Source organism: Amycolatopsis sp. Poz14 (assembly GCF_006704225.1).
Taxonomy (GTDB): Bacteria; Actinomycetota; Actinomycetes; order Mycobacteriales; family Pseudonocardiaceae; genus Amycolatopsis; species Amycolatopsis nivea.
Map to the genome: position 1 here is coordinate 7,587,589 of NZ_JACLHD010000001.1, position 22,437 is coordinate 7,610,025.

The following is a 22,437-nucleotide window of genomic DNA, read 5'->3' on the forward strand; positions in this document are numbered from 1 at the left end:
GGTCACCTCGCCCTCACCACCTACCCGAAAAGTGCCTTCTTGGCACCATGATCACCCGCCGCTTACGGTTCCTGAGCCACCTTCGCACCATCCGCTTGGAGCCTCCGTGAACCACTTCGTCATCACTGGCGCACATGTCTTCGACGGCGAGAACTCGCTCGGAACCGTCGATGTCGAGGTCGCTGACGGAAGAATCGCGAGCGTCGGCGGGGCCCGCCCCGAGGGTGTCGACCTCATTGACGGAGCAGGCGCCACGCTGCTGCCCGGCTTGATCGACGCGCATACGCACACCGACGAACAGTCGCTGCGCCAAGCGTTGACCTTCGGAGTCACCACCGAATTCGACATGCTCTCGATGCCGCAACAGATAATTCCGTTGCGCCGCAAGGTCGCCGCCTCGAATGACCTAGCTGACGTGCTGTCTCCGTCCATCGGTCTCACCCCGGCGGGCGGGCATCCGCAGCAACTGAGAAAGGGCGACCCGCCATGGCCGACTGCGACGCGTCCGCACGAGGTGGCGGCGTTTGTCGAGGCCCGGATCGCGGAGGGTGCCGACTATCTCAAGGTCCTGGTGGAGGACGGCCAGCTTTTCGGGAGCGGCAACCTGCCCAGGCTCGCTCCCGAACTGGTCGAAGCGACGGTTCGCGAAAGCCACAGTCGCGGGAAAATGGTGCTGGCGCACGCGATGACCGTCGAGACCGCAGGACAGGTCGTCGACGCCGGAGTGGACGGACTCAGCCATCTGTTCTTCGACCGTCCGCATACCGCGGAGTTGATCGAAAAGATCGCCGTCGCCGGTGTGTTCGTCATTCCGACCTTGACGGTAATCGCGTCGATCACCGGCGAGCCCGCTGGCCGCCGACTCGCTGAGGATGCGCGGGTCTTCCCCAAGCTGACTCCGGAATGGCTCGAGAACCTGTCCGGTGCGATGGCCACGAGCCCGCGCGAACACTTCGGCTACGCAGTGGAAACGTTGGCAGCACTGAAGAAGGCCGGAGTCGACATCCTGGCGGGCACGGACGCAGCCCACCTCGGCGCGCCAGGGATGGCCCACGGGGCGAGCCTGCACGACGAACTGCGCCTCCTGACAACGGCGGGCTTCACTCCGCCCGAGGCCTTGCGGGCAGCGACCTCGGTCCCCGCTCGACGCTTCGGTCTGCCCGACCGCGGCCACATCAAGCCTGGACTGCGCGCAGACCTCGTACTGGTCGACGGCGACCCTACGGTCACTATTGGCGACACCCTTTCGATTCGTCGCGTGTGGCGGAACGGATCCTGAGCCGCCGCGGTTCCAGGTGGGGCGGCGACTCAGGATCGGGGCGACGTCACGCCTTGTGGTGTCCTGGCAAGCGTGCAGAATCCGAGTTGCGACACAACCTTCGTCCACAGCAAAGATTCCCGCGACCACTGCGGCATCACAACCACCGCACAGCGTCCCAAGAATCGCGCAGCAACCCTGACCACCATGCAACATTCCGAACAACCGCTGGGCGTCCCGGCGACCATGCAACATCCAGATACCGCACAACATCTCCACGACCACGCGACGTCCCGGCAACCAAGCCACTTCCAGTCGTCACGCAGCATCCGACGGTCGCGGCACCAGCCGTCCCGACGGATTCCCGCCACCGCGCGGCATCTCGGCCAGCGCGGTCCTACTGCGCGGCAGCGGCGATCAACGCTTCCAGTCCCGAAGCCTGTGTCCGCCAGTCCACCGCGTTCGGGGTGCCGCCGGTCCACCGTTGGCCGATCCGGTTCAGGGAGTCCCGGTCTCGCAGCCAGATCGAATCCGCTTGCTGCTGCACGAAATCTCGGTACTTCTGTTCGCCGGTAGCCGTCGCGAGGTCGCCGAAGTAGCGCAGGAAGATGCCCTTGAATTGCTTCTGATTGTCATCGCACGAGCCGCTCTCACACGATTCTACCAGCACCCCACCCGAAGTCAGACCGGTTATCGCCGAATCAGCCAATCGGTGGGCGGCGTCCAAATAGGACTGGTCGCCGGTTGCTCGCCAGAGTTCGGTGAAGCCGCCGATGGCTAAGCCCTGGTTGTAGGTCCAGACGGTTTGGCCGTTGTTCGTGCAGCTTGCGGTCAGGCCGTCGTTGACCAGGCCGGCTGAGTTGATCAGGCCGCTCCGCAGGTACCAATCGCCGGCGGTGCGGGCGCGGGCCAGCCATTCGGTGTCGTCGGGCAGGCGGCGGTGCAGGGCGGCGGCTAGGCGGAGGTAGAGGCCACTGGTGACGGCGTTCTTGTACGTCCGTTCGCGATCCCACCACACTCCCCCGCCGCATGTGCCGGGGTCCCAGAAACCGTGCACGTAATCGGCGATTTTCGTGGCTTCGGCGAGATATCGGGAGTCGTGTGTACGGTCGTATGCCGCGAGCCAGGCCAGGGCCCACCAGGCGGAGTCGTCGATGGCGCGGCTGATGAAGTCGCCGTCGATCGGGTCGGAGCTGCGGGCTCCGGCGGGGAAGGCGGCGCGGTTCACGTCGAAAACCCTTGCCAGTACTGGATCTAGGTTGGACACTCCGGAATCCGCCAGTGCGGTCACCGCTACCGCAGAATTCCACCAGCTCGACGGCCACCAGGCGCGGTAAATGTCGTGGGACCACAGCAAAGCGTCGACGGCGGCCGAGACCCGGGATTGCGCGGGGCGTGCCCAGGCGGTGCAGGCGCCTTCGTTGTGAGAAGCTTCCCGGCCGCATGCTCGAACGGCGCCGCCATTCAGCCGTCCGCGTGGATCTTGGGTGGCGAACGTTGCGGTCTGTGTCGCGGTCGCGGCGGCGGGGACACTCGTGCGGCCGAGTGACGAGCCGTCGGGCCAGGTCGTGCCTTCGTCCCACGAACGGTCCAGCCAGGTTTCGTCGCCGGGGCCGCCGGAATCGATGCTGGACCAGGCCATACCGCGGTCGTCGAAGTGGAGCCGGACGGTGCGGCCGAAGATCGTCGCGGGCGGTACCGGCTGGGTGTCGCCGGTGCCAGGAGCGGAACCGTCGCAGGCGGCGGCGCAGACGGTCGGATAGATCCAGCCTGTGCAGGCGACCGCTTGTGCGTCCCCGCAGGCCCGGAGCAGGCCGCGGCGGTGGCCGACGGGGTCGGTGAGGTTGTACATGAGCGTGCGGGTGCCGGTCCACGTGTCCGGGATGCTCGCTTTGCCGAGCAGGCCGTCCCAGGTGCTGCCGCCGTCCCAGGAACGGTCGAGCCACACCGCGTCGCCGGTGCGGCCGTTGTCGATGCTGGCCCAGGCCATCCCGTCCTGGTCGGAGACGTGCAGGCGCAGCACCCGGCCGTTGATGTTCTTGTCCGGCAAGGGAAAACTCTCCTGCGCGGCCCTCGACGGGTCAAGGGTGTCGCACGAGAGCGCGCAGACGGCGGCGGCCGTGCGCGGGACGGTCAACGAGGCGAACACGAGCAGCACTACGAGCACGGTCCGCATGGACTCGTCCCCTCGCCTGGGTGAATTTCCACCCAGAATAGAAACCCGCGCGGGTGACGGTGAAGACCCGCGCGAGGTTCTGTCCCGTTCCGGACAGGCGGGTTAACCCGATCAGCCGCCGCTGCCCTGGCGCCGTCCGACCGAACGGCCGATGAAGTACCCGAGGATGAGCCCGACGATCAGGCCGATGGCGATGAAGAAAATGACGGTGGCGGCGGCGATTTTGCCGACCGTGCCGAGGAATCCCTTGGCCTCGAGGTCGGTCGCGATCGCCACGGACTGGGTCAGCGCGTAGTGGGTCATGCCTCCCAGGATGGCATCGGCGGCGTGCGGGCGCTCGGGGACGCACCGAGTGCGCTCGGGGGACGGGTGTGATGTTGAGTTCTTGACTGGCTGGGGTGCGACGCTGCGCGACCGGTGCGGGACGGGGGCGGGTGCTCGGGGACACGCCGCGCAGGCGGGTGCCGCGTGCGGTGTTCGGGCCTCGACCGGATTGGGGCGAGCCCGTCGTCAACCGAGGCCGGTTCAGGACGCGGACGGATTCTCGGAGACACCCCGGGCAGGTGAATGCCGTGCGCGGTATCCGTTCTTGACCGGCTTAGACACGATCTCGTCGTCAGCTGAGGCGCGAGGCTGCTGGTTCAGGATGGCGGGCACGCCCCCGGGCATGCGAGTGTTCTTGACCCGCTTCGCGAGCACCACCGAGCATTGCGGAGAACAGCAGGCACCGCCTTCGGAGGTCGCTGTCATGAGGAGAACACCCTCGGGCGGGCAGCCTGGAATCCTTCGCCATCTCGGTTTTCGACCAGCGCCGCGAGGCCGGAGCCGGGTCAGGACCGTCGGCAGGTGCCCGGAGAGGTGGGTGCCCTGCGCGCCGCTCAGTCCTTGACCGGCTTGAGCACGAACCCTCCGTCGTCCGATTCCTCGGCCGGGGCCCGGCGTCGCGCAGGCGGTGCCGGTGGCGGTGGCGGTGGCGGTGCCGGGTCAGGTTCGCGGGTGGTGGCCGGATCGGGCGTTGGTTCCGGAACCTCGTCCAGTGCCAGCGTGTCTCCGACTGCCGCTGCGACTGCGGGGACGCATCCTGCGCGGATGGCACGCAAGCCCTGGTGCAGCGCCTTCGTGCCTGCCTCGGTGCTGAGTCGCGAGATTTCCGCGGCCAGGGCGTCCGGGCCCAGTTCGAGGGCGGGTTCTCCGATGTCCAGGTGGACGAGCATGCCGTGCATGTTCACCGTGACGCTCAGTCCCTCGCGGCTGGCCGTCGCGCGCAGGGCGGCTAGGCCTTCGGACAGGCCCAGCTGGTCCGGGATTTCTTCGGCGATCTCGATGAGTTCGTCGATCCCTCGTTCGTCCCCGTCAGGATCGGGATCGGGCGACTCCTCCCAAGGCTCGCCGGGCCCGAATTGCTCAGCCGGATTCGTGTTCGCGCGCGAATCCTCGTTCTCCTGGTACGTCTCTGTCATCACACCCTCCACGTGTCCGGTGTGGTGTCTTCGGCGCGGTCCGCCAGGTCCTGCTCCGAACCGAGGCCGAGGCTGCGCAGGTCGGTACCGCCGAGGTCGCCCAGTTCGGCTTCCAGCGCGCGGCGGGCGCGTTCGTTCGCCTCAGCGGCCGCCTCGCGGACTGCGTGCAGGATCGTGTCCGCCAGGCGGGGGCCGCCGGCTCGGAGGGCGTCTGCGGTCAACTCCAGGGTGCGCAAAGCGCCGCCGGGGGCGACTTCGACGGTCACCCCGGCGTGCCGCGCCGTGCCGGTGATGCTCACTTCGGGTGCACTCCGCCGTAGAACTTGTGCAGGTCGCGCGGCAGCGTGTACGTGAGGCGCTCGACCTGGTCGTTCGCGTTGCCCTCGATCGTGGTGATCTTGTTGCCCTCGACCTTTTCGATGATCCCGATGTGGTGACTCTGCCCCCAGGACGGACCGTCGCCGAAGAGGATCGTGTCGCCGGGACGCGCGTTGTGCGCGAGCGCGCCGCGGTCGTAGGCGAGGTGGTGGCGCTGGCCCCACTTGTAGACGTCGCCGGTGAAGCCGTACTTCGGGATGTCCACCCCGGCCGAACGCCACATCGACGTCGCGAAGTACGCGCACCACGGCTGTCCGGTCGGGCCCCACTTGTTCCGGTTGTTCGGGCCCTCGTGGTAGCCGAGGTTGTGCCGCGCGTGGTCGAGGATCTTGTCGACCTTCTTGCTGTGGCTCGCGTGCGTCTTGCCGTGGTGCTGCTCGTGCTTTTTGTGCGCTTCGTGCTTTTTGTGCTGCTCGTGCTTGCGGTGGTCGCCTGGCTTGGCGCGGTGCGTTCCGCCCGGGTCGGCGACGCCGTCGTGGTTCAGGTCCTTCTGCAGCGCACGCAGTTTGCGCGCCGCTTCCTCCATCTCCGCGCGGGCGTTCTTCAGGTGCCCGCCGGACTCCTTGAGGTACTTGCCCGCCAGATCGGCCACGTCGCCGATCGCCATCAGCAGGGCGGCCGGGCTTCCGTTGCGCGCCAGGACGTATCCGGCGTCGATGATCTTGCGCGCCTTCGCGACGAACTCGTCGATCAGCTTGCCGGTGGCCTGGTGCCGCCCGGCTAGCGCGTCGGTGACCTCGCTGACCACCTTGGCCCCGTGCGTGCTCGCCTGCGCGGTGACCTTGAGATCGCGGCCGAACTTGCCGGTGTCGTGCTCGAACGCCGGATTCGCCTTGCTGTGCCAGGTGTTCAGCAGCGCGTGCGCGGCTTTGCGCTGCGCTTCGTACTGTTCGGTGATCTCGCGCGCGGCCTGCTGCAGCGCGTGCTGCGCGGCCTGCGAGTCCGCGGCCTTGCCGCGAAGCTTGCCGTGGTGCGTTTTCATCTCGTCCGCGAACAGCGTCGCGACCCCTGCGGTGTCCAGCACGGATTCCCCCTCAGCCCAGGATGCCCTTGATGTCGTGTGCGCTGATCGCCGCGCTCGCGTCGGAATCCGCGCCGGCGTATGCCTGCCGGGCCCGGAAAACGGAGGCGCTCAGCGTGCGCGCGTGCGCTCCGGTGGCCCGCACCTGCGATTCCAGCGAACGGCTGAAATCCCCCAGCGCGTCGGAGAATCCGGTTTCCTCGCCGACCTTCCCGAAGCTGTCCTTGGCGATCCCGGTGACCCGGTGCACCGTCTTCCGGCCGACCGAAACCAGTTCGTTCGCGACGTGCTCGGTGGTGCGCTCATAGGCGAGGAACTGTTCGAGATCGGCCTTGAACCCGCCGTCCTTGCCGCCCTTGCCGTGGTGCGGTTTGTGCGGGTGGTGCTCGGTTTTGTGCGGATGGTGCGCGCCCTTGCCGTGGTGGCGCGTGACGTCCTCGGCGGCCTTGCGCGCGGCGGCGAGATGGCTCTTGTACGCGCCGTTGGTGTAGGTGGACCACGGCTGGAAGCTCTTGCCGTGCCCCGAAATCGCCCAGGCCGCCTTGGCGTTCTCGTCCGCGTTGAACAGTTCGTCGTTGGAGTGCAGATGGAACTCGTGGCGGCGGGCGGGCCCGAGCGAGCCGAGCATGTTGACCTGCCACAGCCCGTACGAATTGTCCGGCGGGGTCCCGTTGTGCGCACGGGTGTTCCCGCCCGATTCCGCCAGCGCCACCGCGACCGCGGTGGTGAGCGCGTGCCCGCGGAACCCGGCCCGGTACGCGTGCTGGGCGATCTCCTCGGCCGACAACTTGCTCATTTCCTGCCCCCTTCAGCAGGGCGCTTCGCCGCTGCCCTAAGTGAGACGGAAGCCTTCGTCCTCAGGTTCCCTAGTCCCCCGAACGGACGAAACCCCGCGTCCCAGTTCCTGCATCCGGTCGGCGAGCCAGGCGTGGTCCGCGGGCGCGAGAGTGACCCACTTCGTTCCCGCGGACTCGTGCACGACCGCGCCGTACCGCCCGGCTTCCGTGTCGTACCAGGCGACCACCGGCGAACGTCCTCCTGGGCCGTTCACCGCGAACTGTCCGTACGCGACGCGCGGCGTGGTGACGAGCGTCGAAATCGCCCGGAGGTCCCGGCCGGCCAGACCCGCCCGGCCGAGCACCCGCTCGAACGCGGCGTGCCCGCTGTCCGCAAACGCTTGCATCGCCTCGGAAAACACCGAGCGCGGCAGCCGCACCACGTTGCCCGGACCGGGTTCGGCGGGGCCGACGACGCTCGCGGCGAGCTGCGGGACGTCGTCGGGCAGGCACGGCCGCAGCGCGAGTTCGCCCGCGTCGAGCACGGCCAGCACGCCCAGTTTGCGCCCGGCCGCGGCCAGCGCGCGCAGCGGCGGGTCGCGGAACACCAGCAGGTCGACCGAAAACACCGGCTCGGCCAGCACCGCGAACACCTGGCCCAGCCGCGGGTGCGGTTCGTCGTCCTCGTCGAGCAGCCCGGCCGCCGCGAGGCTTTCCGCGACCTGGACGCCGAGCTGGTCGCGTTCGTCCATCGTGGAACCGTGCGAGGGCACGTCGAACGGATACGGCATGGGGCCGAGGTCGAAATCCGACCACAGCAGGTCGAATTCCAGGTGCGAGAGCGCTACCCCGTCGACCTCCGGGAGATGTCTGGCCATCCCCGCCTCACTCGCCCAGCACGGGCGGGTACGCGTCCGGCAGGTCCTCGAGGAAGTCGAAGGAGCTGCCCTTGGTGTAGCGGTTCTGATGGTCGTCGGAGCCGTCGCCGCGCTGGCCCGCCATCGGCGGGAAGAACCCGCCGGACATCGGGCTGCCGCCGCGCGCGCCCGCCGCGGCGCCGGCCGCACCGGCTGCCCCGGCCGCCGCGCCGCCTGCTCCGACCGAGCCGCCCAGCAGTCCGCCCGGCAACGCGCCCCCGCTTCCGGCACCCGCGCCCGCGCCGAGCGCACCGCCCGGCCCGGCGCCCAGCGAACCCGGCATACCGGCTGTTCCGCCCGGACCGCTCATCCCCGGCAGCAGCCCGGCGCCTCCCGCCGGAGCGGACGAAGCCGTGGTGACGGCCGCGTCCGAGTAACCGGACGAATCCCGGGAGCCGCGCGAATCGCTGCGCGACCGGCCGTCCGGATCGACGTTCGTGACCGCGGGCGCCTCGGTGAAATGCGGCAGCTTGTCGTGCACGCCCTTGCTGGACGTCTCGTAGCCCTCCATCACGCGGACCGCCTCGGCCTTGGCGTGCGACGCCGCGCGTTTGGCGGGCAGGTGGTCGTCGAGGAGCTGATCGACCATCACCGCGCCGCTGGGACCGCTGGCCGCGTTGAGGTCGTAGCCGTCGCGGAACTGGTTCTCCGCCGTGTAGAACACCGGCTCCGGCATCTTGTGCTTCGCCGTTTCGACCGCGCTCGTGTAGTGGTCGAGCTTGTCGCCGACCGTGCGCATCGTCTCGCTCGCGCCCGCACCCCAGGACGTCAGCTTCGACGCCGACTGCGCCGCGTTCCCGGCCGCGCCGCCGCGCCAGGACAGCAGCAGCTTCTGCACCGTCTTGTGCACCGCGGAGGTCGCCGAATCGACGTCGTACGCCAGCTTCCCCCATTGGTGCGCGGACGCGCCCATGGCGACCGGGTCCGCGGTCATGATCATGTCGTAGAGCGTGGTGTGCGCCCAGGCGTTCCAGTTGATCTTGCCGAAGGACGTGTCCTTCATGTTGGCCCGCTGGGCGAGCTTCGTGCGCCGCAGGACGCGGCGCTGCGCGGCGGTGGGCGGGTGGTCCTCGCTCCACAGCCGGTGCTTGCGGTGCTTCTCGTACGGCAGCCGTTCGTAGCCCGGTGTCCGGCTCATGCCGGCGTCCCTCCCCCGTCGTCCGCCCGGCGGCCCAGCGCGTCGAGCGAGTCCTTCGCGTCGCTTTCCTGCTGGACGTGCCCCGCGCTCGCCCGGCGGATGGCCTCGCGCAAGGACGACAGCTCCTCGAGGTACTGCTGCAGGATCGCCTGCGCGCCGCCGTCGGCGGACCCGCGCAGGCCGAACGCCTTCCGCAGGTGCGCGGCCACCGGGCTGGTGCCGTCCTTGAGCGGATGCACGAGCGCCTTGGCCTGTTCGAGGCACGCGGTCAGCTCCTGCTGGCGCTTCTCCAGCTCCGCGTCGGCCGCGGCGATCTCGGCCGGGTCGAGCTCGATGATCCCGGTGTCGGCGACGATCTCGGCGTTGCCCGCCCCCGACGGGTCCCGCACGGAATCCGACGTCTCCGGCCGCCCGGACCGGTGCGTCTCCTTGGCCTGTTTCTTGTGCAGGGCACGGACGTCTGCCCAGTCGGAAACCCGGTGCGAACTCACCCCAGTCCACCTCCCAGCGGGCGTCCTCCTCGGACGCGCGCACCAGTATGTCAGCCAGCCGGACCGCAGGCATCCGGTCCGGGAAAGTCGGCGATGAGACGAGCCCGCCGCGGCCGCGGTTCCGCGGGTCACCCGGACGGCGGGTGCGCACCCCGGACGAGCAGTCCGGCGACCGAGCGCGCGGCCGCCGCAGCGTCGTCGCCGAGGTCCGCGGGCAGCGCCCGCTGCAGCCACAGCGTCGCGAACCCGTGCACGAGCGACCAGGCCGCCGCGCCCGCGACCACCGGGTCGACGCTGTCGTCCCGGAACCCGGCGACGGCCCAGTCCAGCGCCTGGCTGCTCCGCTCCTGCGCGGCTCGGAGGTCCGGGTCGTCGCCGCGGAGCAGGTCCGCGCGGAACATCACCTCGAAATGCGCCCGGTGCCCGACCGCGAACGAGACGTAGGCGACCCCGGCCTCGAGCAGGTCCGGCTCGGGCGGCATCTCCTCGAGCGTGTCGGCGAGCAGGTCGAACCCCTGCGCGGCGACGGCGGTGAGCAGGCCGGTGCGGTCGCCGAAGTGGTGCGCCGGGGCGGCGTGCGAGACCCCGACCCGGCGGGCGAGGTCGCGCAGGTTGACCGCGGCCGGGCCGGATTCGCCGAGCACCTCGACGGCCGCGGTCAGCACCGCCTGCCGCAGATCGCCGTGGTGGTAACGACGGGCCATGGCGTCGAGTATGCACCGGCTTGTCAGTGCCTAGATGGGGCTGGCGGGCTTGCTCGGCTGCTGTCGAGGTGCCCCTGCGGATCCGCTCAGCGGACGAACTCGAAGATCTGCTTCTGGATCCCGTTCGAGTAACTCTCGCTATCGATCAACTTCAGCGGCTGCTTGTCCTTGTCGGTCTCGCTGAACAGCCGCTTCCCCGCGCCCAGCAGGACCGGGAAGACCAGCAGGTTCAGCCGGTCGACGAGGCCCGCGTCGGTGAGGGCGCGGACCAGCGTCGCGCTGCCGTTGACGATGATCGGGCCGCCCTCGGTTTCCTTCAGCGCGGCGACGTCGTCGAGGGAGCGGAGAATGGTCGTTTCGCCCCAGTTCGTCACCAGGTCCTCGTCGCGCAGGGTGGTGGACACGACGTATTTCGGCATCGCGTTGTAGTGCGGGAACTCCTCGGTCATGTCCGGCCACACCGGCGAGAACGCCTCGTAGCTGACGCGGCCGAGCAGCAGCGCGGTCGCTTCCTCCTGCTCGGCGCCCTTGAGCGCGTAGGCGGCGGGGTCGAATTCGATGTCCTTGAAGGTCCAGCCGGAGTTCCGGTAGCCGGCTTCGCCGCCGGGGGCTTCGACGACGCCGTCGAGGGAAACGAACGCGGTGGCGATGATGGTGCGCATGGGATCAGCTCCTGGTTCGGGACGGTGCCTGCTCACCTACGCGTCGAACGGCACCGTCCCGGCCAGACACGCCACCCGCGACCCGAACTATGACCTGGGTCACACCGAAGTATGCCAAGCGTCGTACCCGTAGATCGCGTCCGCCGCGGCCGAGCTGTTTCCGCTCGCCTTGAGCCAGCTGTTGCCCCGCGAGGCCAGTTGCACTTCGCGGGTCCGGTCCAGCCGGGCCGCTTGGTAGGCCTTCAGCGCTACCTCGGTGTTCGGGTACGCCGCCAGCGCCCGTGACAGCACCACACTGTCCTCGATGGCCATTCCCGCGCCCTGGGCCATGAACGGCATCATCGGGTGGCACGCGTCGCCCAGCAGCGTCACCGGGCCGGATGACCAGTTCGGCAGCGGATCGCGGACGTACAGCGCCGATTGCAGCACCGAATCGCACGCCGCCAGCAACGCGCGGGCCTCGGGGTGGAAGCCGCGGTACGCCTCGCGCAGTTCGTCGACATCCCCTGGCGTGGTCCAGGATTCGTGCCGCCACTGGCTTTGCCGCGTGGTGGCGAAGACGAACACGTCCTCGCCGCGGTTGAGCGGGAACGTCACCAGCTGCGTGTCCGGATCCGGACCCCACCATTTGGTGAAGCAGTCCAGGTTCGGCACGTCCACCGAACCCGCGGGCAGCACCGCGCGATAGGCGACCACGCCGGTGAACTCCGGGTGTTCCGCGCCGAACAACGCGGTGCGGACGGCCGAGTGGATGCCGTCGGCGCCGATCACGACGTCCGCGGAAGCAGTCGAAGATCCGAAGTCCAGCGACACCGAGTCCGTTGTGGACAGTCCGGTCAGCTTGTGTCCCAAGTGGACTACGCCGTCGGGCAGCGCGCGTTCCAAGGCGGCCAGCAGGTCCGCGCGGTGCATCGTGAGCTGCGGCGAGCCGTAGCGGCGTTCGGCCTCGTCGCCCATCGGCAGTCGCGACGTTTCCTCGCCGGTGTCCCAGGTGCGGCTGATCCGGTACTTCGGCCGCGCGGCGGTTTCGCGCAGTTCGTCGCCGATGCCGAGGCCGTCGAGGGCGCGGACGGCGTTGGGGGTCAGGTTGATGTCCGCGCCGACGCGGCCGAATCCGGCCGCCTGTTCGTGCACGACCGGCGAGAATCCGGCCTTCCGCAGGGCGACGGCGGCGGCGAGGCCGCCGATCCCGCCGCCGACGATCGCGATTTCCGGCACAGCGAAAGCTCCTTTTAGACAGTGAGGTCGAGCAGGTCGTGGCCCACGACGACCGGGCCGGAGTAGTGCGGGCGGACCCGGCCGAGCCAGCCTTCGTCGTCGAGGCGGGCGGGATCGGACGGGCCGAGGTGCGACAGCGCGACCCGCCGGGCCCCGGCCGCCGCGGCGACCCGGCCGACGTCCGCGGGCGAGGTGTGCGAAGCGGCGAGGAAGTCCAGCAGCTTCGGCGAATAGCCGATGCTGCGGTAGAAATCGGGCTCCATCGCTTCGTGCACCAGCAAGTCGGCGCCCGCGGCCAGCTCGCCGACCGCGTCGCTTCGGGCGGTGTCGCCGGAGAAGGCGACGACGCCGTGTTCCGTCTCGAACCGGTAGCCCAGCGCCAGGTGCAGCGGCGGATGCGGGACGGCCCGAGCCGTCACGCGCACCCGGTCGTCTTCGTGCACCACGATTTCCGCACCCGCCGCCGAAAGATCAGTGGCGTGGATGAGCCCGGCCAGCCGCGGCCGGTCGCTGGTCCGCTGGCGCACCGCGACGTCCTGTCCGAACGCCGCGAGATTGCCCGCCACCAGCCCCTCCGTGCCCGCGGCGGGCGGGCCGGGGTCGGTCGGGTCCGGGCCGGGGCCGTAGATCCGCACCGGCTCGACGACGCCCTGGTTCGCCGGACCCCAGCCGAGCAGGAAGAGCGTGAACAGCTCGGCGACGTGGTCGGAATGCAGGTGCGTCACGAACACCCCGCCCAGATCGCGCAGGGACAGCCCGGCGGAGACGTACTTGCCGAGCGTCCCGTAGCCCGCGTCGACCAGGTAGACGCGCCCGCCGACCACCACCGCGTTCGCGCAGCCCTGCCTGCCCGGCGCCGGGTACGGCCCGGCCGCCGTGCCGAGCAGGACCACGCGCAGCGCGTCCGTCACGGCGAAACCTCTTCCAGCGTGCGGCCCTTGGTCTCCTCGGCGAAGAACCCGGCGACCAGCGCGCCGACGAAGCAGATCCCGCCGAGCACCAGGAACACCGACGCGAGCCCGCTGCCGCCCGCGTACAGCGCGCCGACCAGGATCGGGCCGAGGATCAGGCCGAACCGGTTCATCACGCCGCCGAGGCTGACGCCCAGCGCGCGGCTGCGGGTCGGGTACAGCTCCGGCGTGTACAGGTACAGGCAGACGTTCACCGCGAAGTTGAACATCGCCGCGAGCGACGACCACACCAGCAGCTGCAACGGAGTCCCGGCGCCGAGCGCGCCCAGCACGACCAGCATCGCGGTCGTCCCGCCCAGGCCCGCGGCCAGCACGACCCGGCGGCCGAGCTTGTCCACGACCAGCGCGGCGATCAGGCAGCCGACGAGACCGGCGACCGAGGTGGCGGTGCTGTACCAGAGCGCCTGGCCGATGGAGAGGTGGAACGAACCCTTGTACAGCGTCGGCAGCCACGAGGTGATGCCGTAGTTGGCGAGGTAGCCGACGAACCAGATCGTCCACACCATCAGCGTGCGCCGCCGGTAGCGACCGGCGAACAGGTCGCGGAACGAACTGCGCTTCGAAGGAACCGCTGCCGGTGCCGCGACGGCTTCGGCGGGCGGAGGAAGCGGGCGGCCAAGGGACTCCTCGACCCGGCGCTCGATCAGCGCCATCGTCGCCTCGGCCTTCTCGATGTGCCCGTGCGAGGCGAGCCAGCGCGGCGATTCCGGGATCCGCAACTGCAGCAGCACCGCGGCGAGGCCCGGAACGGCGGCCAGCGCGAACAGCGGACGCCAGCCCCAGTGCGGGATGACCCAGGCCGCGACCAGCGCGCCGACCGCGAGCCCGGCCGGGAAGACGATCTCGTACATCAGCACGAAGCGGCCGCGGCGGCGGGCCCGGCTGATCTCCGCGATGTACGCGGCCGCGGTCGGCACTTCACCGCCGATCGCGAGGCCTTGGACGAATCGCAGGATCAGGAACGGCAGCAACGCGGTGCACAGCGTCATCGCCAAGCTGCACAACGCCGTGACGGCGACGCACAGGGTGATCACCTTGACGCGGCCGATCCGGTCGGCGGCCCAGCCGGACGCGAGCGCGCCGAGCAGCATGCCGATCGAGCCGATGGTCAGCGTCGCGGTGCTGGACGCGGTCGTCATGTGCCATTCGCGGCCGATGACCGGCAGCGTGTAGGCGATCAGCAGCTGGTCGAACGCCTCGAAGAACGTGACGATGCCGATGATCAGGCGAATCGACACCTGCCAGCGCGACATCGGGAGCCGTTCCAGCCGGGCGGCGATGTCCCGCTGGGTCACCTCGGGGGTGGCGGCGATACTCATGGGCCCTCCTCGGAGCCGGAGCGTGCAATCGATCGTAGGGGGTTTCAGCGGGCCGGAGGAGAGTCCGGCAGCTCGGCGTCCAGGAACCGGACCAGGTCGTCCGCGGCGGACGGTCCGGCGGGCAGCACGAGCCGGTCGGGTGCGTGCGGGTCGAATCCGGGCGTACCGGGCCACGGTGGCGGCGCGGGTCCGAGTGCGGCGGCGAGGTCCACGCCCGCCAGTTCGGCGAGGTGGGCGGCGGAGCCGAAACCGGCGGCGGCCACGCGGTGGCGCGGCATGCCCAGCCGGGTCCCGAGGTAATCGAGCGCGCCGGCGAGGTCGGCTTCGAGGTCGGAAAGCGCGAGCGCGGCGAAGGCGGCGTCCGCTTTGTCCGGACCGAAAGTGTGGCCGCCGGTCTCGTAGTAGAACAGCGGCGCGACAGTGACGTATCCGCAGCTCGCGAGCGTGCGGCAGCAGTTCTCGACGGGTTCGTCGAGGCCGGCGGCGCCGTGCAGCACCAGCACCGCGCCGCGCACGCGGCCGGGCGGATGCCGCACCAGCAGCGGCGCGGACGTCCGCACCACCCGGCGGCGGCGGTTCGCGGGTCCGTGCCCGTGATGGTGGACTTCGGCAGCTTCGATGGTGCCTCCCACGTCTGGTCTCCCTCAGCTCTCCGGAACCGGCACCGGCGGCACGAACGGCCGCGGCGTCGCGGGCAAAGCGGTCACGTCGACCTCGATCACCGACGGGCCGTGCTGGGCCACCGCTTTCGCCAGCACGTCGGCGAACTGGCCCGGCTTCGACACCAGCGTGTGCGGCAGGTCCAGCGACTGCGCCAGGCGCGCGAAATCGGGGGTGAACAGGTCGACCCCGGCACGCTGTCCGCGGTGGTGGTCCTGCATGTTGCGCAGCACGCCGTATCCGCCGTCGTTGAACACGACCAGCGCGAGCCACGGCCGTTCCTGGGCCAGCGTGCAGAGTTCGCCGAGGTGCACTGCGAGGCCGCCGTCGCCGACCATCACCACGGTCGGCGCGTCCGGCGTCGCGAGCGCGGCCCCGATGCCGGTGGCGAGGCCCTGTCCGATGCCGCCGCCGACCGGGAACACGTTGGTGCGCGGGTCGTGGATGTCCAGCAGCCGGTTGCCCCACTGGCTCGACGGGATGGTGACGTCGCGGGCGATCACGGACTCGGCGGGGAGGCCGTCGCGCAGGGCGGCGCAGATCTCCGCGTACGGGCCGATCGCCTCGTTCAGCTTGTCCCGCACCGCTTTGCGGGTCTTGACGACGCGGTCGCGCCAGCCCGGTTCGGTGTTGGCTTCCACAGTGGACAGACCGGCGAGCACGGTCGCGGCATCGCCTTGCACTCCGACAGTGGCCGGGTAGACGCGGCCCAGCGCGTCGGCGTCGACGTCGATCTGCAGGTGCCGTTCGGGCAATGCGAGGTGGTAGTGCTTGGTTTCGTTCGAGCGGAAGTGCGTGCCGATCGAGACGAGCAGGTCGGCGTCGGCGAGGAGTTGCGCCGCCGACTCGTGCGCGGCGAAGTTCCCGACGACCAGTTCGTGGTTCTCCGGCACCGTGCCGCGGCCGGAGTTGCTGGTGAACACGGCCGCGCCGAGCCGTTCCGCGAGCGCGCGCACCTCGTCGCGAGCGCCGGTCGCTCCCCCGCCGAGCCAGAACACCGGACGGCGGGCGGCGGCGAGCAGTTCGGCGGCTTCCGCGAGCGCAGCGGCGTCGGGCGGCGGGATCGGGGTCGGTTCGAGCGAGCCAGTACGGAACTCGTGCCGCGAGTACTGCAGGTCGATCGGCCATTCGACGCTCGCCGGACCGCTCGGCACGGACAGCGCGTGCCGGATCGCCGCACGCAGCGTCTCCTCGGCGGTCTCGACCGACGTGACCGTGGCCGCGTGCTTGGAAATCGCGGTCAGCATGCCGATCTGGTCGCGCGTCTCGTGGATGACGCCGCGTCCGCTGCCGAGGAATTCGGAGTCGATCTGACCGGTCACGTGCAGCACGCGACTGCCCGCCGTGAGGGCCTCGACCAGCGCGCCCGCCGCGTTGCCCGCGCCGGTGCCGGTGCTGGTGATCGCGACGCCGAGGCCGCCGCTGGCCCGGGAGTACCCGTCGGCGGCGTTCACCGCGGCGGCTTCGTGCCGCACGGGCACGAACCGCAGCTGCTGCGCGACCGCTTCCACCAGCGGCAGGTTGTGCACACTCACCACGCCGAAGGCGGTGTCCACTCCGGCTTCGGACAGCAGGCGAACGAGAAGCTCGCCTCCGTGACCGTGATTCATGGGTCCGTCCCTTCTAGACGTAACGGGCAATGCCGCCGCCGACGTCGATCGTCGCGCCGGTCACGTAGGAGGCACGCGGCGAAAGCAGCGTGACGATGGGGAAAGCGACCTCTTCCGCGGTGCCGAGGCGGCCGAGCGGGATGCCGCGGTCGGCAGCCAGCTCAGCCGACCAGTCCACAAAGGACAGCTTGCTGCCGGAGGCCTCGTACCGGCGCCGCCACTGTCCGGTGTCGACCAGGCCGAGGCAGACCGAGTTGACTCGCACGCCGTCCTCGGCCAATTCGGTCGCCAACGTCGTGGAGAGATTGAGCAACGCCGCCCTCGCCGCCGAAGTGGCTGCCAACCGAGGTTCGGGCTGGCGCGCGAGGATCGCGTTCACGTTCACCACAGCCGGATTCGCCGCGGCCCGCAGCCACGGCAACGCGGCCCGGACGACGTGCAGGACCGAGAAGATCTTGAGGTGCAGCTCGTCCCGCCACTGGTCGTCGGTGGTCTCGGCGAGCCGCGCCATCAGCGACCGGCCCGCGTTGTTCACGACCCCGGCCAGGCCGCCCAGCTCGCGGGCGGCATCGGCGACGAACGTTTCCACCTGCGCCTGGTCGAGCACGTCGCAGGACGCGGTGTACAGCCGGGCTCCGTCGGCACGGGGCAGGTCGGCGAGGGCCTTCTCCAGCCGGACGCCGTCGCGGGCGCAGGCGGCGACGTGCGCGCCCTCGGCCAGCAGCGCGGCCGCGGTCGCGAGCCCGACGCCGGAGCTGGCCCCGGTCACGAGCACCGCCGCGCCGTTCAATCCCAAATCCACGGGTTTTCCCTTCAGCTGCAGACGAATCCGCCGTCGACCACGAGGGTCTGGCCGGTGATGTAGGAGGCCGCGTCGGACAGCAGGAACGCCACCGAACCGACGACGTCCTCCGGCTGTTGCGGCCGGGTCAGCGCGCGGTTCATCGCGTACAGGTCGTGCCGCTCCTGCGGAATGCCCGCGGTGGCTTCGACCTCGGTCAGCCCGGGCGCGACCGCGTTGACGGTCACGCCGTCCGGGCCGCCGTCCCGCGCCATCGCACGGGTCATCGCGATCACCGCGCCCTTCGAGGCCACGTACTGGACCAGCCGCGGCGAGCCGTACAGCGCGGCGTCGGACGCGAGGTTCACGATGCGTCCACCGGTCTGCGCGAGCTGCGGATACAGCGCGCGAGAAACGAGCCACGGGCCGCGCGCATTGACGGTCATCAACGTGTCCCACGCTTCGACGTCCAGCTCCGCGAAGTGCTTACCGCCCACGCCATCGGCCATCGCCGCGTTGTTCACCAAGCCATGCAACGGGCCGAGCTTCGCGACCGCGTCCGCCAACGCCGCAACCGACTCCGGATCCGCGACATCCGTGTCGATCCGGTGCGCCTCAACGCCTTCCGCCCGCAACCGGGCGACCCCGTCGGCGGCCCGATCCGGAGAACGTTCGGCGATCACGACGCGACCGCCTTGACGGCCGATCTCGCGGGCGATCGCCCAGCCGAGCCCGCGGCCCGCGCCGGTGACCACATACAGCCGATCCTTCATCGCGCCACCACCGAGTCCACTTGGGACAGAAAGTCCAGCACCTCGGCGAAAAACCGGCGCGGCGATTCCTGATTCGCCGCGTGCCCGCCGGGCAGCACTTCCAGCCGAGCACCCGGGATCGACGCGGCGAGCCGTCGCGACTCGGACACCCCGGTCACCTGGTCGTGCTCGCCGACGAGCACCAGCGTCGGCACCGAGATCCGCGCCAGCCGCGGACCGTGATCCGTCTCCGCCATCGACTCGGCGGCGGACGTGTACCCGGGCAGCCGGATGCCCGCCATGATGTCCTCGACCCGTTGCGCCACCGCGGGATCCGCGCCGGGCGCGAGCAGCCGAGGCGCGCGCCGACGGGCGAATTCCGCCGCACCTACCCGGTTCAGTTCGCTCGGCCGGGCCCGCATCACCGCAGCGCGCTCGGAGTCGACGCCGGAGCCCCGGGTCGAATCGGCCAGCACCAGCGACCGCACGACCTCCGGGTAGTCCAGCGCGACGCGGGTCGCGATCACGCCGCCCCACGAGACACCCACGAGATGTGCGGGCGCCGCGTCCAGCGAGGTCAGCAGACGGCCGACGAGCGCCGCGTATCCGGCCATGCCCAGCGGCTTCTCCGGATCGGCCGAACCGCCGTAGCCCGGCGCGTCCCAAGCCAGCACCCGGTGTTTCGGCGCCAGACCAGCCAGCTGCGCGTCGAACGACGCGCTCGATCCGCCGATGCCGTGCAGCAACAGCACCGGACTGCCGTCCCCGGCGATCCGCACCCGCACACCGTCCACTGTGGAAGTCACCGGAACACCGCCCTCGGCGTCGCCAACGCTTCCAGCGCGGACAGCACCGCGTACGGCACGACCTGGCTCGACGTCGGCGTCTGCGGCGACGGCCGGTTGCGGATCTCGAACCGGTACTCCCCCGCCGGACCGGCCGCGGTGATCACGTGCGAGGTCAACGGCGCGGCCGGATCGGCGATCACCGCCGCCTCCACGACGTCCCAATCCCGCACCGCCAGCGCCACCGACGCAGCCACGTTCGCCGACTTCGGGAAGGCCGCGGTGATCTCCCGCGCGGGCCCGCGCCGCAACTCGACCGGTGCGGTCGCCTGCCGCAACGCCTCCGCCTCCGCCTCGGACATCCACGGCTGGACCAGCGAAGACGCCTTCTTCGTCGTCTCGATGACCACCCGCTCGAACTGCGCGAGCAGCGCCGCCGAACGCAGCAGGTCGAGCCCGCCGATCGCGCCGGTCGACAAATGGACCGCGCCCGGGCCGGCCGCGAGCAGCTTCTCCAGCAGCCCGTCCGCCGCCAGCGCGCCGACCGAAACCACCAGCAGGTCGCACCCCGCCGACAGCACCTGCGGCCCCGCGTCCGCCAGCGCCCGCTGTCCCGCCGCCTCGACCACCAAGTCCGAAGTGGACAACAGCTCCGGCAGCGCGCACATCGGCAGTCCCGCCGGGGACAGCGCCGGATCGACGACCCCGGACAGCTCCGCGCCCGGCACCAGCCCGTCGCGCAACGCTTCCGCGACGACCGAGCCGATCGATCCCGCGCCCAGCACTCCTACCTTCACGACTGCCACCACGCCGAGTAGCCGGGGTCCGGCACGCCGCGCATGTGCGCGCGGACGTCCTTCGACGGCGGACCCGCGGTGCCCCACAGGTCGGACAGCTCCGGCGTGCGCCGCCACACCCGGCACAGCCACGCGTCTTCCTCCACCTGCGCGACCTCGGAGGTGTACTCGCAAACGAGCCCGGCCGGGTCGGCGAAGTAGCCGAAGGTGTTGCTGCCCGGACCGTGCCTGCCGGGGCCCCACAGCGGCGTAACGCCGTTGTGCTTGAGCCGCCCGATGCCGCGCATGAAGTGGTCGATCGAGTTCATCTCGTACGCGATGTGGTTCACCGACGCGAATTCCGCCTGGTTGAACGCGATCACGTGGTGGTCGGCGTTGCAGCGCAGGAAGGCCATCTGGTGCTCGGACCAGTCCGAGATCCGCATGCCCAGCACCCGCGTGTAGAACTCGCAGGCCGCGTCGATGTCGACCGTGTTGAGCACGACGTGCGCCAGTTTCCGCGGCACCGCGGCGCGACCGTAAGGGTCGCCCGGGACGACCGCGTCGACCTCGGCGGACAGCTCCACCAGCCGGCCTTCCGGGTCGGCGAAACGCAGGCCGTACCCGCCGCCGACCTGGTCGAGCTTGCCGGGTTCGGTGACCAGCGGGACGCCGTGCGCGGCCAGCCGGGCGGCGGCCGCGTCGACCTCGCGCGGAGTGGCGACCGCGAACGCGATCTTGCCGAGCGCGTTCTGGTCGGCCTGTTCGAGCTGCAGCACGTGGTGCTCGTCGCCGGAACCGCGCAGCCACACGGCGCCGCGGTCGGCTTCGACCTGCTGCAGCCCCCAGACTTCGCGGTAGAACTCGCCGGAATCGGCGCACTGCGTCGAACGCAGCGTCACCGCGCGCAGGGCGCGGAGCCGCGCGATGGGTTCGGCGGACATGGGGCCTCCTGAAACGTCAGCGGGTCGGGGCGGGCACGGGCGCGGCGGGGGCCGGTGCGGCGGCGGGAGCGGCGAGCGCGGCGGCCTGGCGGCGGGCTTCCGACCGCAGCAACCGGCGCATCCGCACGAGCGCGATGTCGTGCTGGTACAGGTTTTCCCGGTCCCACGCGTCGAGCGGCATCGCCTCGGCCATCTCGCGGTCCTGCTCCAGCACCGCCCAGTGCCGGGCTTCGAGCCGGTTGCGGTAGAGGACGCGCCAGCTGTCGCGTTCCCAGCCGGAAACCTTGCGGCAGCGCCAGAAGAAGGCCGCGTGCTGGGTCTCGTTGATCGCGCACAGCGCGGCGACGATGGTGAACGCGCCGCCCGGGCCGGCGGTGTCCGGATACGGGATGTCGAGCGTGACCCACTGCGCGCCGGCGTCGGTGAGCTGCACCCAGTCGAAGTTCACGCCGCGCTGGTCGGTTTTCTCGAAGACGAACCCGTCGTCGATCGCGCGGATCTGGAAGACAGCCTCGCGCTTGCCGCCGAACATGGTGTGGCTGTTGCGGTGCAGGAACGCCCCGTGCATCGGGTCGAGCAGATTGTCCAGGGAGTAGCCGTACGGCGCGTCCCATTCGACGTAGCAGAGGAAGTTGTCCCACTCGCCGCCCGCGATCGGGTCCGGCAGCTGCAACGGCGTCGGCTCGGCTGATTCGTCCAGGCCGAACCAGGCGAAAACGGCACCGGCGTGTTCCTCCGCGGGGAACGTCCGCAGCGCGCGACGGCCCTCCAGCGCACACCCCGGGCTGCCGGGGACCGACACGACGACACCGTCTCCGTCCACCTGCACGCCGTGGTAGTTGCAGGCGACCCGGTCGCCCATGTGCACGCCGAGCGAAAGCCGCGCGCCGCGGTGCGGACAGCGGTCTTCCTGTACGTGCACGACCCCGGCGGAGTCGCGCCAGAGCAGCAGTTGCTCCCCGGCCCGTTCGATGCGGGTCAGCTCGCCGCGTTTGACGGTGCCGGACGGGCACAGCGGGTACCAGCGGTCGCGCAGGCCCAGTGCCAGCAGCTCTTCGGCGGTTTTGGTCGCCATCACGCCTCCCCTGCCAGCCGCGCGAGTTCGGCGGTGAACGTCTCTTCGGTCCAGTCGGAGCCGTCCGCCGGGCGCAGGCCGCCCGCGTTGAGCGCGGAAACCACGCCGGGCAGGTCGTGCACGCCCCGGCCGTAGACGGCTTCCAGCTCGTCGGCCAGCGCGTTCTCGTAGCTCGTTGGCGGGGCGGTGCGGCTCTGCACCGGCCGCAGCTGCAGCGGCATCGGGCGTTCCCTTCGGTTCGTGGTGGGTCGGGCTTCGTGCGTGGCGATGCCGGTTCTCACCGGCGGTGCGCACGAGCCGTCAGGCGGCGGACGGGGCGAGCACGGCCTGCCCGGCGGCGGTGAGCACCGCGGGCACCCGGAGCCCCGGTCCGCGCGGCGCGGCCGGTTCGGGGGCGAGCAGGCCGGCCAGCTGGTGCCCGAGGGTCGGGTCGCAGCAGGCGAGGCCGTCGACGTAGAGGTGCGGTTCGCGGCTGCACGTCATCTCCACGTGCCCCGCGGCGGCGGCGCGCAGCACGGCGAGCTGCCGGTGGGTGTGTCCGGCCATGGCCGGCTCCTCAGGATCG

At 70.7% G+C, this 22,437-nt stretch carries 25 protein-coding genes; 1 reads left to right on the forward strand and 24 read right to left on the reverse strand.

Annotated features, from left to right (window positions below; all coding sequences use genetic code 11):
• Positions 1-106: 106 nt before the first annotated feature.
• Positions 107-1,279, forward strand: a complete 1,173-nt coding sequence (locus tag FKO37_RS47025; protein ID WP_238607328.1) for an amidohydrolase family protein — start codon at positions 107-109, stop codon at positions 1,277-1,279.
• A gap of 376 nt (positions 1,280-1,655) precedes the next feature.
• Here FKO37_RS47025 and FKO37_RS35215 read toward each other — a convergent pair whose 3' ends face one another.
• The 24 genes from FKO37_RS35215 to FKO37_RS35330 form a co-directional block, all read right to left on the reverse strand.
• Entirely contained in the window at positions 1,656-3,434 is a 1,779-nt protein-coding gene (locus tag FKO37_RS35215; protein ID WP_238607329.1) for a glycoside hydrolase family 76 protein, read from the reverse strand.
• Positions 3,435-3,545: 111 nt separating this feature from the next.
• On the reverse strand, positions 3,546-3,737 hold the full coding sequence (locus tag FKO37_RS35220; RefSeq protein WP_037814825.1) for a hypothetical protein: 192 nt from the start codon (positions 3,735-3,737) through the stop codon (positions 3,546-3,548).
• 575 nt (positions 3,738-4,312) lie between these two features.
• Positions 4,313-4,894 carry a hypothetical protein gene (locus FKO37_RS35225; RefSeq protein WP_238607330.1) on the reverse strand — a complete coding sequence of 194 codons (582 nt, stop codon included), beginning with the start codon at positions 4,892-4,894 and terminating at the stop codon, positions 4,313-4,315.
• Complete coding sequence (locus FKO37_RS35230; protein ID WP_037814821.1) at positions 4,894-5,193, reverse strand: YbaB/EbfC family nucleoid-associated protein; 300 nt, start codon at positions 5,191-5,193, stop codon at positions 4,894-4,896. The genes FKO37_RS35225 and FKO37_RS35230 overlap by 1 nt, the downstream gene beginning before the upstream one ends.
• Positions 5,190-6,296: a CHAP domain-containing protein gene (locus FKO37_RS35235; RefSeq protein ID WP_238607331.1), complete on the reverse strand. Its 1,107-nt coding sequence runs from the start codon at positions 6,294-6,296 to the stop codon at positions 5,190-5,192. Before FKO37_RS35235 ends, FKO37_RS35230 begins: the two co-directional genes overlap by 4 nt.
• 10 nt (positions 6,297-6,306) lie before the next feature.
• Positions 6,307-7,089, reverse strand: a complete 783-nt coding sequence (locus tag FKO37_RS35240; RefSeq protein ID WP_134663566.1) for a transglycosylase SLT domain-containing protein — start codon at positions 7,087-7,089, stop codon at positions 6,307-6,309.
• A 36-nt stretch (positions 7,090-7,125) separates the two neighbouring features.
• Positions 7,126-7,947 (reverse strand): ESX secretion-associated protein EspG, encoded by an 822-nt coding sequence (locus FKO37_RS35245; RefSeq protein ID WP_043840249.1) that lies wholly within the window; start codon positions 7,945-7,947, stop codon positions 7,126-7,128.
• Positions 7,948-7,954: 7 nt separating this feature from the next.
• Positions 7,955-9,124 carry a WXG100 family type VII secretion target gene (locus tag FKO37_RS35250; RefSeq protein ID WP_037814815.1) on the reverse strand — a complete coding sequence of 390 codons (1,170 nt, stop codon included), beginning with the start codon at positions 9,122-9,124 and terminating at the stop codon, positions 7,955-7,957.
• Entirely contained in the window at positions 9,121-9,615 is a 495-nt protein-coding gene (locus FKO37_RS35255; protein WP_238607332.1) for a hypothetical protein, read from the reverse strand. The genes FKO37_RS35250 and FKO37_RS35255 overlap by 4 nt, the downstream gene beginning before the upstream one ends.
• 128 nt (positions 9,616-9,743) lie before the next feature.
• Entirely contained in the window at positions 9,744-10,319 is a 576-nt protein-coding gene (locus tag FKO37_RS35260) for a TetR/AcrR family transcriptional regulator (protein WP_238607333.1), read from the reverse strand.
• An 86-nt stretch (positions 10,320-10,405) separates the two neighbouring features.
• The gene (locus FKO37_RS35265; RefSeq protein ID WP_037814809.1) at positions 10,406-10,981 is read right to left on the reverse strand and encodes a dihydrofolate reductase family protein; all 576 of its coding nucleotides are present in this window, start codon (positions 10,979-10,981) and stop codon (positions 10,406-10,408) included.
• Positions 10,982-11,080: 99 nt separating this feature from the next.
• Positions 11,081-12,199, reverse strand: a complete 1,119-nt coding sequence (locus FKO37_RS35270; RefSeq protein ID WP_037814806.1) for an FAD-dependent monooxygenase — start codon at positions 12,197-12,199, stop codon at positions 11,081-11,083.
• Between the two features lie 14 nt (positions 12,200-12,213).
• Entirely contained in the window at positions 12,214-13,110 is an 897-nt protein-coding gene (locus FKO37_RS35275) for an MBL fold metallo-hydrolase (RefSeq protein ID WP_238607334.1), read from the reverse strand.
• Positions 13,107-14,489, reverse strand: coding sequence for an MFS transporter (locus tag FKO37_RS35280; RefSeq protein WP_134734237.1), 1,383 nt, complete (start codon positions 14,487-14,489; stop codon positions 13,107-13,109). The genes FKO37_RS35275 and FKO37_RS35280 overlap by 4 nt, the downstream gene beginning before the upstream one ends.
• A gap of 44 nt (positions 14,490-14,533) precedes the next feature.
• Positions 14,534-15,121 (reverse strand): dienelactone hydrolase family protein, encoded by a 588-nt coding sequence (locus FKO37_RS35285; RefSeq protein ID WP_238607335.1) that lies wholly within the window; start codon positions 15,119-15,121, stop codon positions 14,534-14,536.
• A gap of 12 nt (positions 15,122-15,133) precedes the next feature.
• Positions 15,134-16,759 (reverse strand): thiamine pyrophosphate-binding protein, encoded by a 1,626-nt coding sequence (locus FKO37_RS35290; RefSeq protein WP_238607336.1) that lies wholly within the window; start codon positions 16,757-16,759, stop codon positions 15,134-15,136.
• 13 nt (positions 16,760-16,772) lie between these two features.
• On the reverse strand, positions 16,773-17,561 hold the full coding sequence (locus FKO37_RS35295) for an SDR family oxidoreductase (protein WP_238607337.1): 789 nt from the start codon (positions 17,559-17,561) through the stop codon (positions 16,773-16,775).
• 11 nt (positions 17,562-17,572) lie between these two features.
• Positions 17,573-18,313 carry a 3-oxoacyl-ACP reductase family protein gene (locus tag FKO37_RS35300; RefSeq protein WP_134663575.1) on the reverse strand — a complete coding sequence of 247 codons (741 nt, stop codon included), beginning with the start codon at positions 18,311-18,313 and terminating at the stop codon, positions 17,573-17,575.
• Positions 18,310-19,098: an alpha/beta fold hydrolase gene (locus FKO37_RS35305; protein ID WP_238607338.1), complete on the reverse strand. Its 789-nt coding sequence runs from the start codon at positions 19,096-19,098 to the stop codon at positions 18,310-18,312. The genes FKO37_RS35300 and FKO37_RS35305 overlap by 4 nt, the downstream gene beginning before the upstream one ends.
• Entirely contained in the window at positions 19,095-19,874 is a 780-nt protein-coding gene (locus FKO37_RS35310; protein WP_238607339.1) for an aspartate dehydrogenase domain-containing protein, read from the reverse strand. The genes FKO37_RS35305 and FKO37_RS35310 overlap by 4 nt, the downstream gene beginning before the upstream one ends.
• Positions 19,871-20,797: a VOC family protein gene (locus FKO37_RS35315; protein ID WP_037814795.1), complete on the reverse strand. Its 927-nt coding sequence runs from the start codon at positions 20,795-20,797 to the stop codon at positions 19,871-19,873. Before FKO37_RS35315 ends, FKO37_RS35310 begins: the two co-directional genes overlap by 4 nt.
• Before the next feature lie 16 nt (positions 20,798-20,813).
• A complete protein-coding gene (locus FKO37_RS35320; protein WP_043840273.1) occupies positions 20,814-21,872 on the reverse strand; it encodes a Rieske 2Fe-2S domain-containing protein in 1,059 nt (352 codons plus the stop codon).
• Positions 21,872-22,093 (reverse strand): recombinase-like helix-turn-helix domain-containing protein, encoded by a 222-nt coding sequence (locus FKO37_RS35325; RefSeq protein WP_037814792.1) that lies wholly within the window; start codon positions 22,091-22,093, stop codon positions 21,872-21,874. The genes FKO37_RS35320 and FKO37_RS35325 overlap by 1 nt, the downstream gene beginning before the upstream one ends.
• A gap of 79 nt (positions 22,094-22,172) precedes the next feature.
• Positions 22,173-22,418, reverse strand: a complete 246-nt coding sequence (locus FKO37_RS35330; protein WP_037814791.1) for a hypothetical protein — start codon at positions 22,416-22,418, stop codon at positions 22,173-22,175.
• Positions 22,419-22,437 lie beyond the last annotated feature (19 nt).

Bases quoted from the DNA above. Each gene is read 5' to 3' on its own strand.
- FKO37_RS35300 (WP_134663575.1), bottom strand. From the start codon at position 18,313: ATGAAGGATCGGCTGTATGTGGTCACCGGCGCGGGCCGCGGGCTCGGC.
- FKO37_RS35245 (WP_043840249.1), bottom strand. From the start codon at position 7,947: ATGGCCAGACATCTCCCGGAGGTCGACGGGGTAGCGCTCTCGCACCTG.
- FKO37_RS35315 (WP_037814795.1), bottom strand. From the start codon at position 20,797: ATGTCCGCCGAACCCATCGCGCGGCTCCGCGCCCTGCGCGCGGTGACG.
- FKO37_RS35330 (WP_037814791.1), bottom strand. From the start codon at position 22,418: ATGGCCGGACACACCCACCGGCAGCTCGCCGTGCTGCGCGCCGCCGCC.
- FKO37_RS35240 (WP_134663566.1), bottom strand. From the start codon at position 7,089: ATGAGCAAGTTGTCGGCCGAGGAGATCGCCCAGCACGCGTACCGGGCC.
- FKO37_RS35325 (WP_037814792.1), bottom strand. From the start codon at position 22,093: ATGCCGCTGCAGCTGCGGCCGGTGCAGAGCCGCACCGCCCCGCCAACG.
- FKO37_RS35250 (WP_037814815.1), bottom strand. From the start codon at position 9,124: ATGAGCCGGACACCGGGCTACGAACGGCTGCCGTACGAGAAGCACCGC.
- FKO37_RS35290 (WP_238607336.1), bottom strand. From the start codon at position 16,759: ATGAATCACGGTCACGGAGGCGAGCTTCTCGTTCGCCTGCTGTCCGAA.
- FKO37_RS35280 (WP_134734237.1), bottom strand. From the start codon at position 14,489: ATGAGTATCGCCGCCACCCCCGAGGTGACCCAGCGGGACATCGCCGCC.
- FKO37_RS35225 (WP_238607330.1), bottom strand. From the start codon at position 4,894: ATGACAGAGACGTACCAGGAGAACGAGGATTCGCGCGCGAACACGAAT.
- FKO37_RS35265 (WP_037814809.1), bottom strand. From the start codon at position 10,981: ATGCGCACCATCATCGCCACCGCGTTCGTTTCCCTCGACGGCGTCGTC.
- FKO37_RS35260 (WP_238607333.1), bottom strand. From the start codon at position 10,319: ATGGCCCGTCGTTACCACCACGGCGATCTGCGGCAGGCGGTGCTGACC.
- FKO37_RS35215 (WP_238607329.1), bottom strand. From the start codon at position 3,434: ATGCGGACCGTGCTCGTAGTGCTGCTCGTGTTCGCCTCGTTGACCGTC.
- FKO37_RS35220 (WP_037814825.1), bottom strand. From the start codon at position 3,737: ATGACCCACTACGCGCTGACCCAGTCCGTGGCGATCGCGACCGACCTC.
- FKO37_RS35320 (WP_043840273.1), bottom strand. From the start codon at position 21,872: ATGGCGACCAAAACCGCCGAAGAGCTGCTGGCACTGGGCCTGCGCGAC.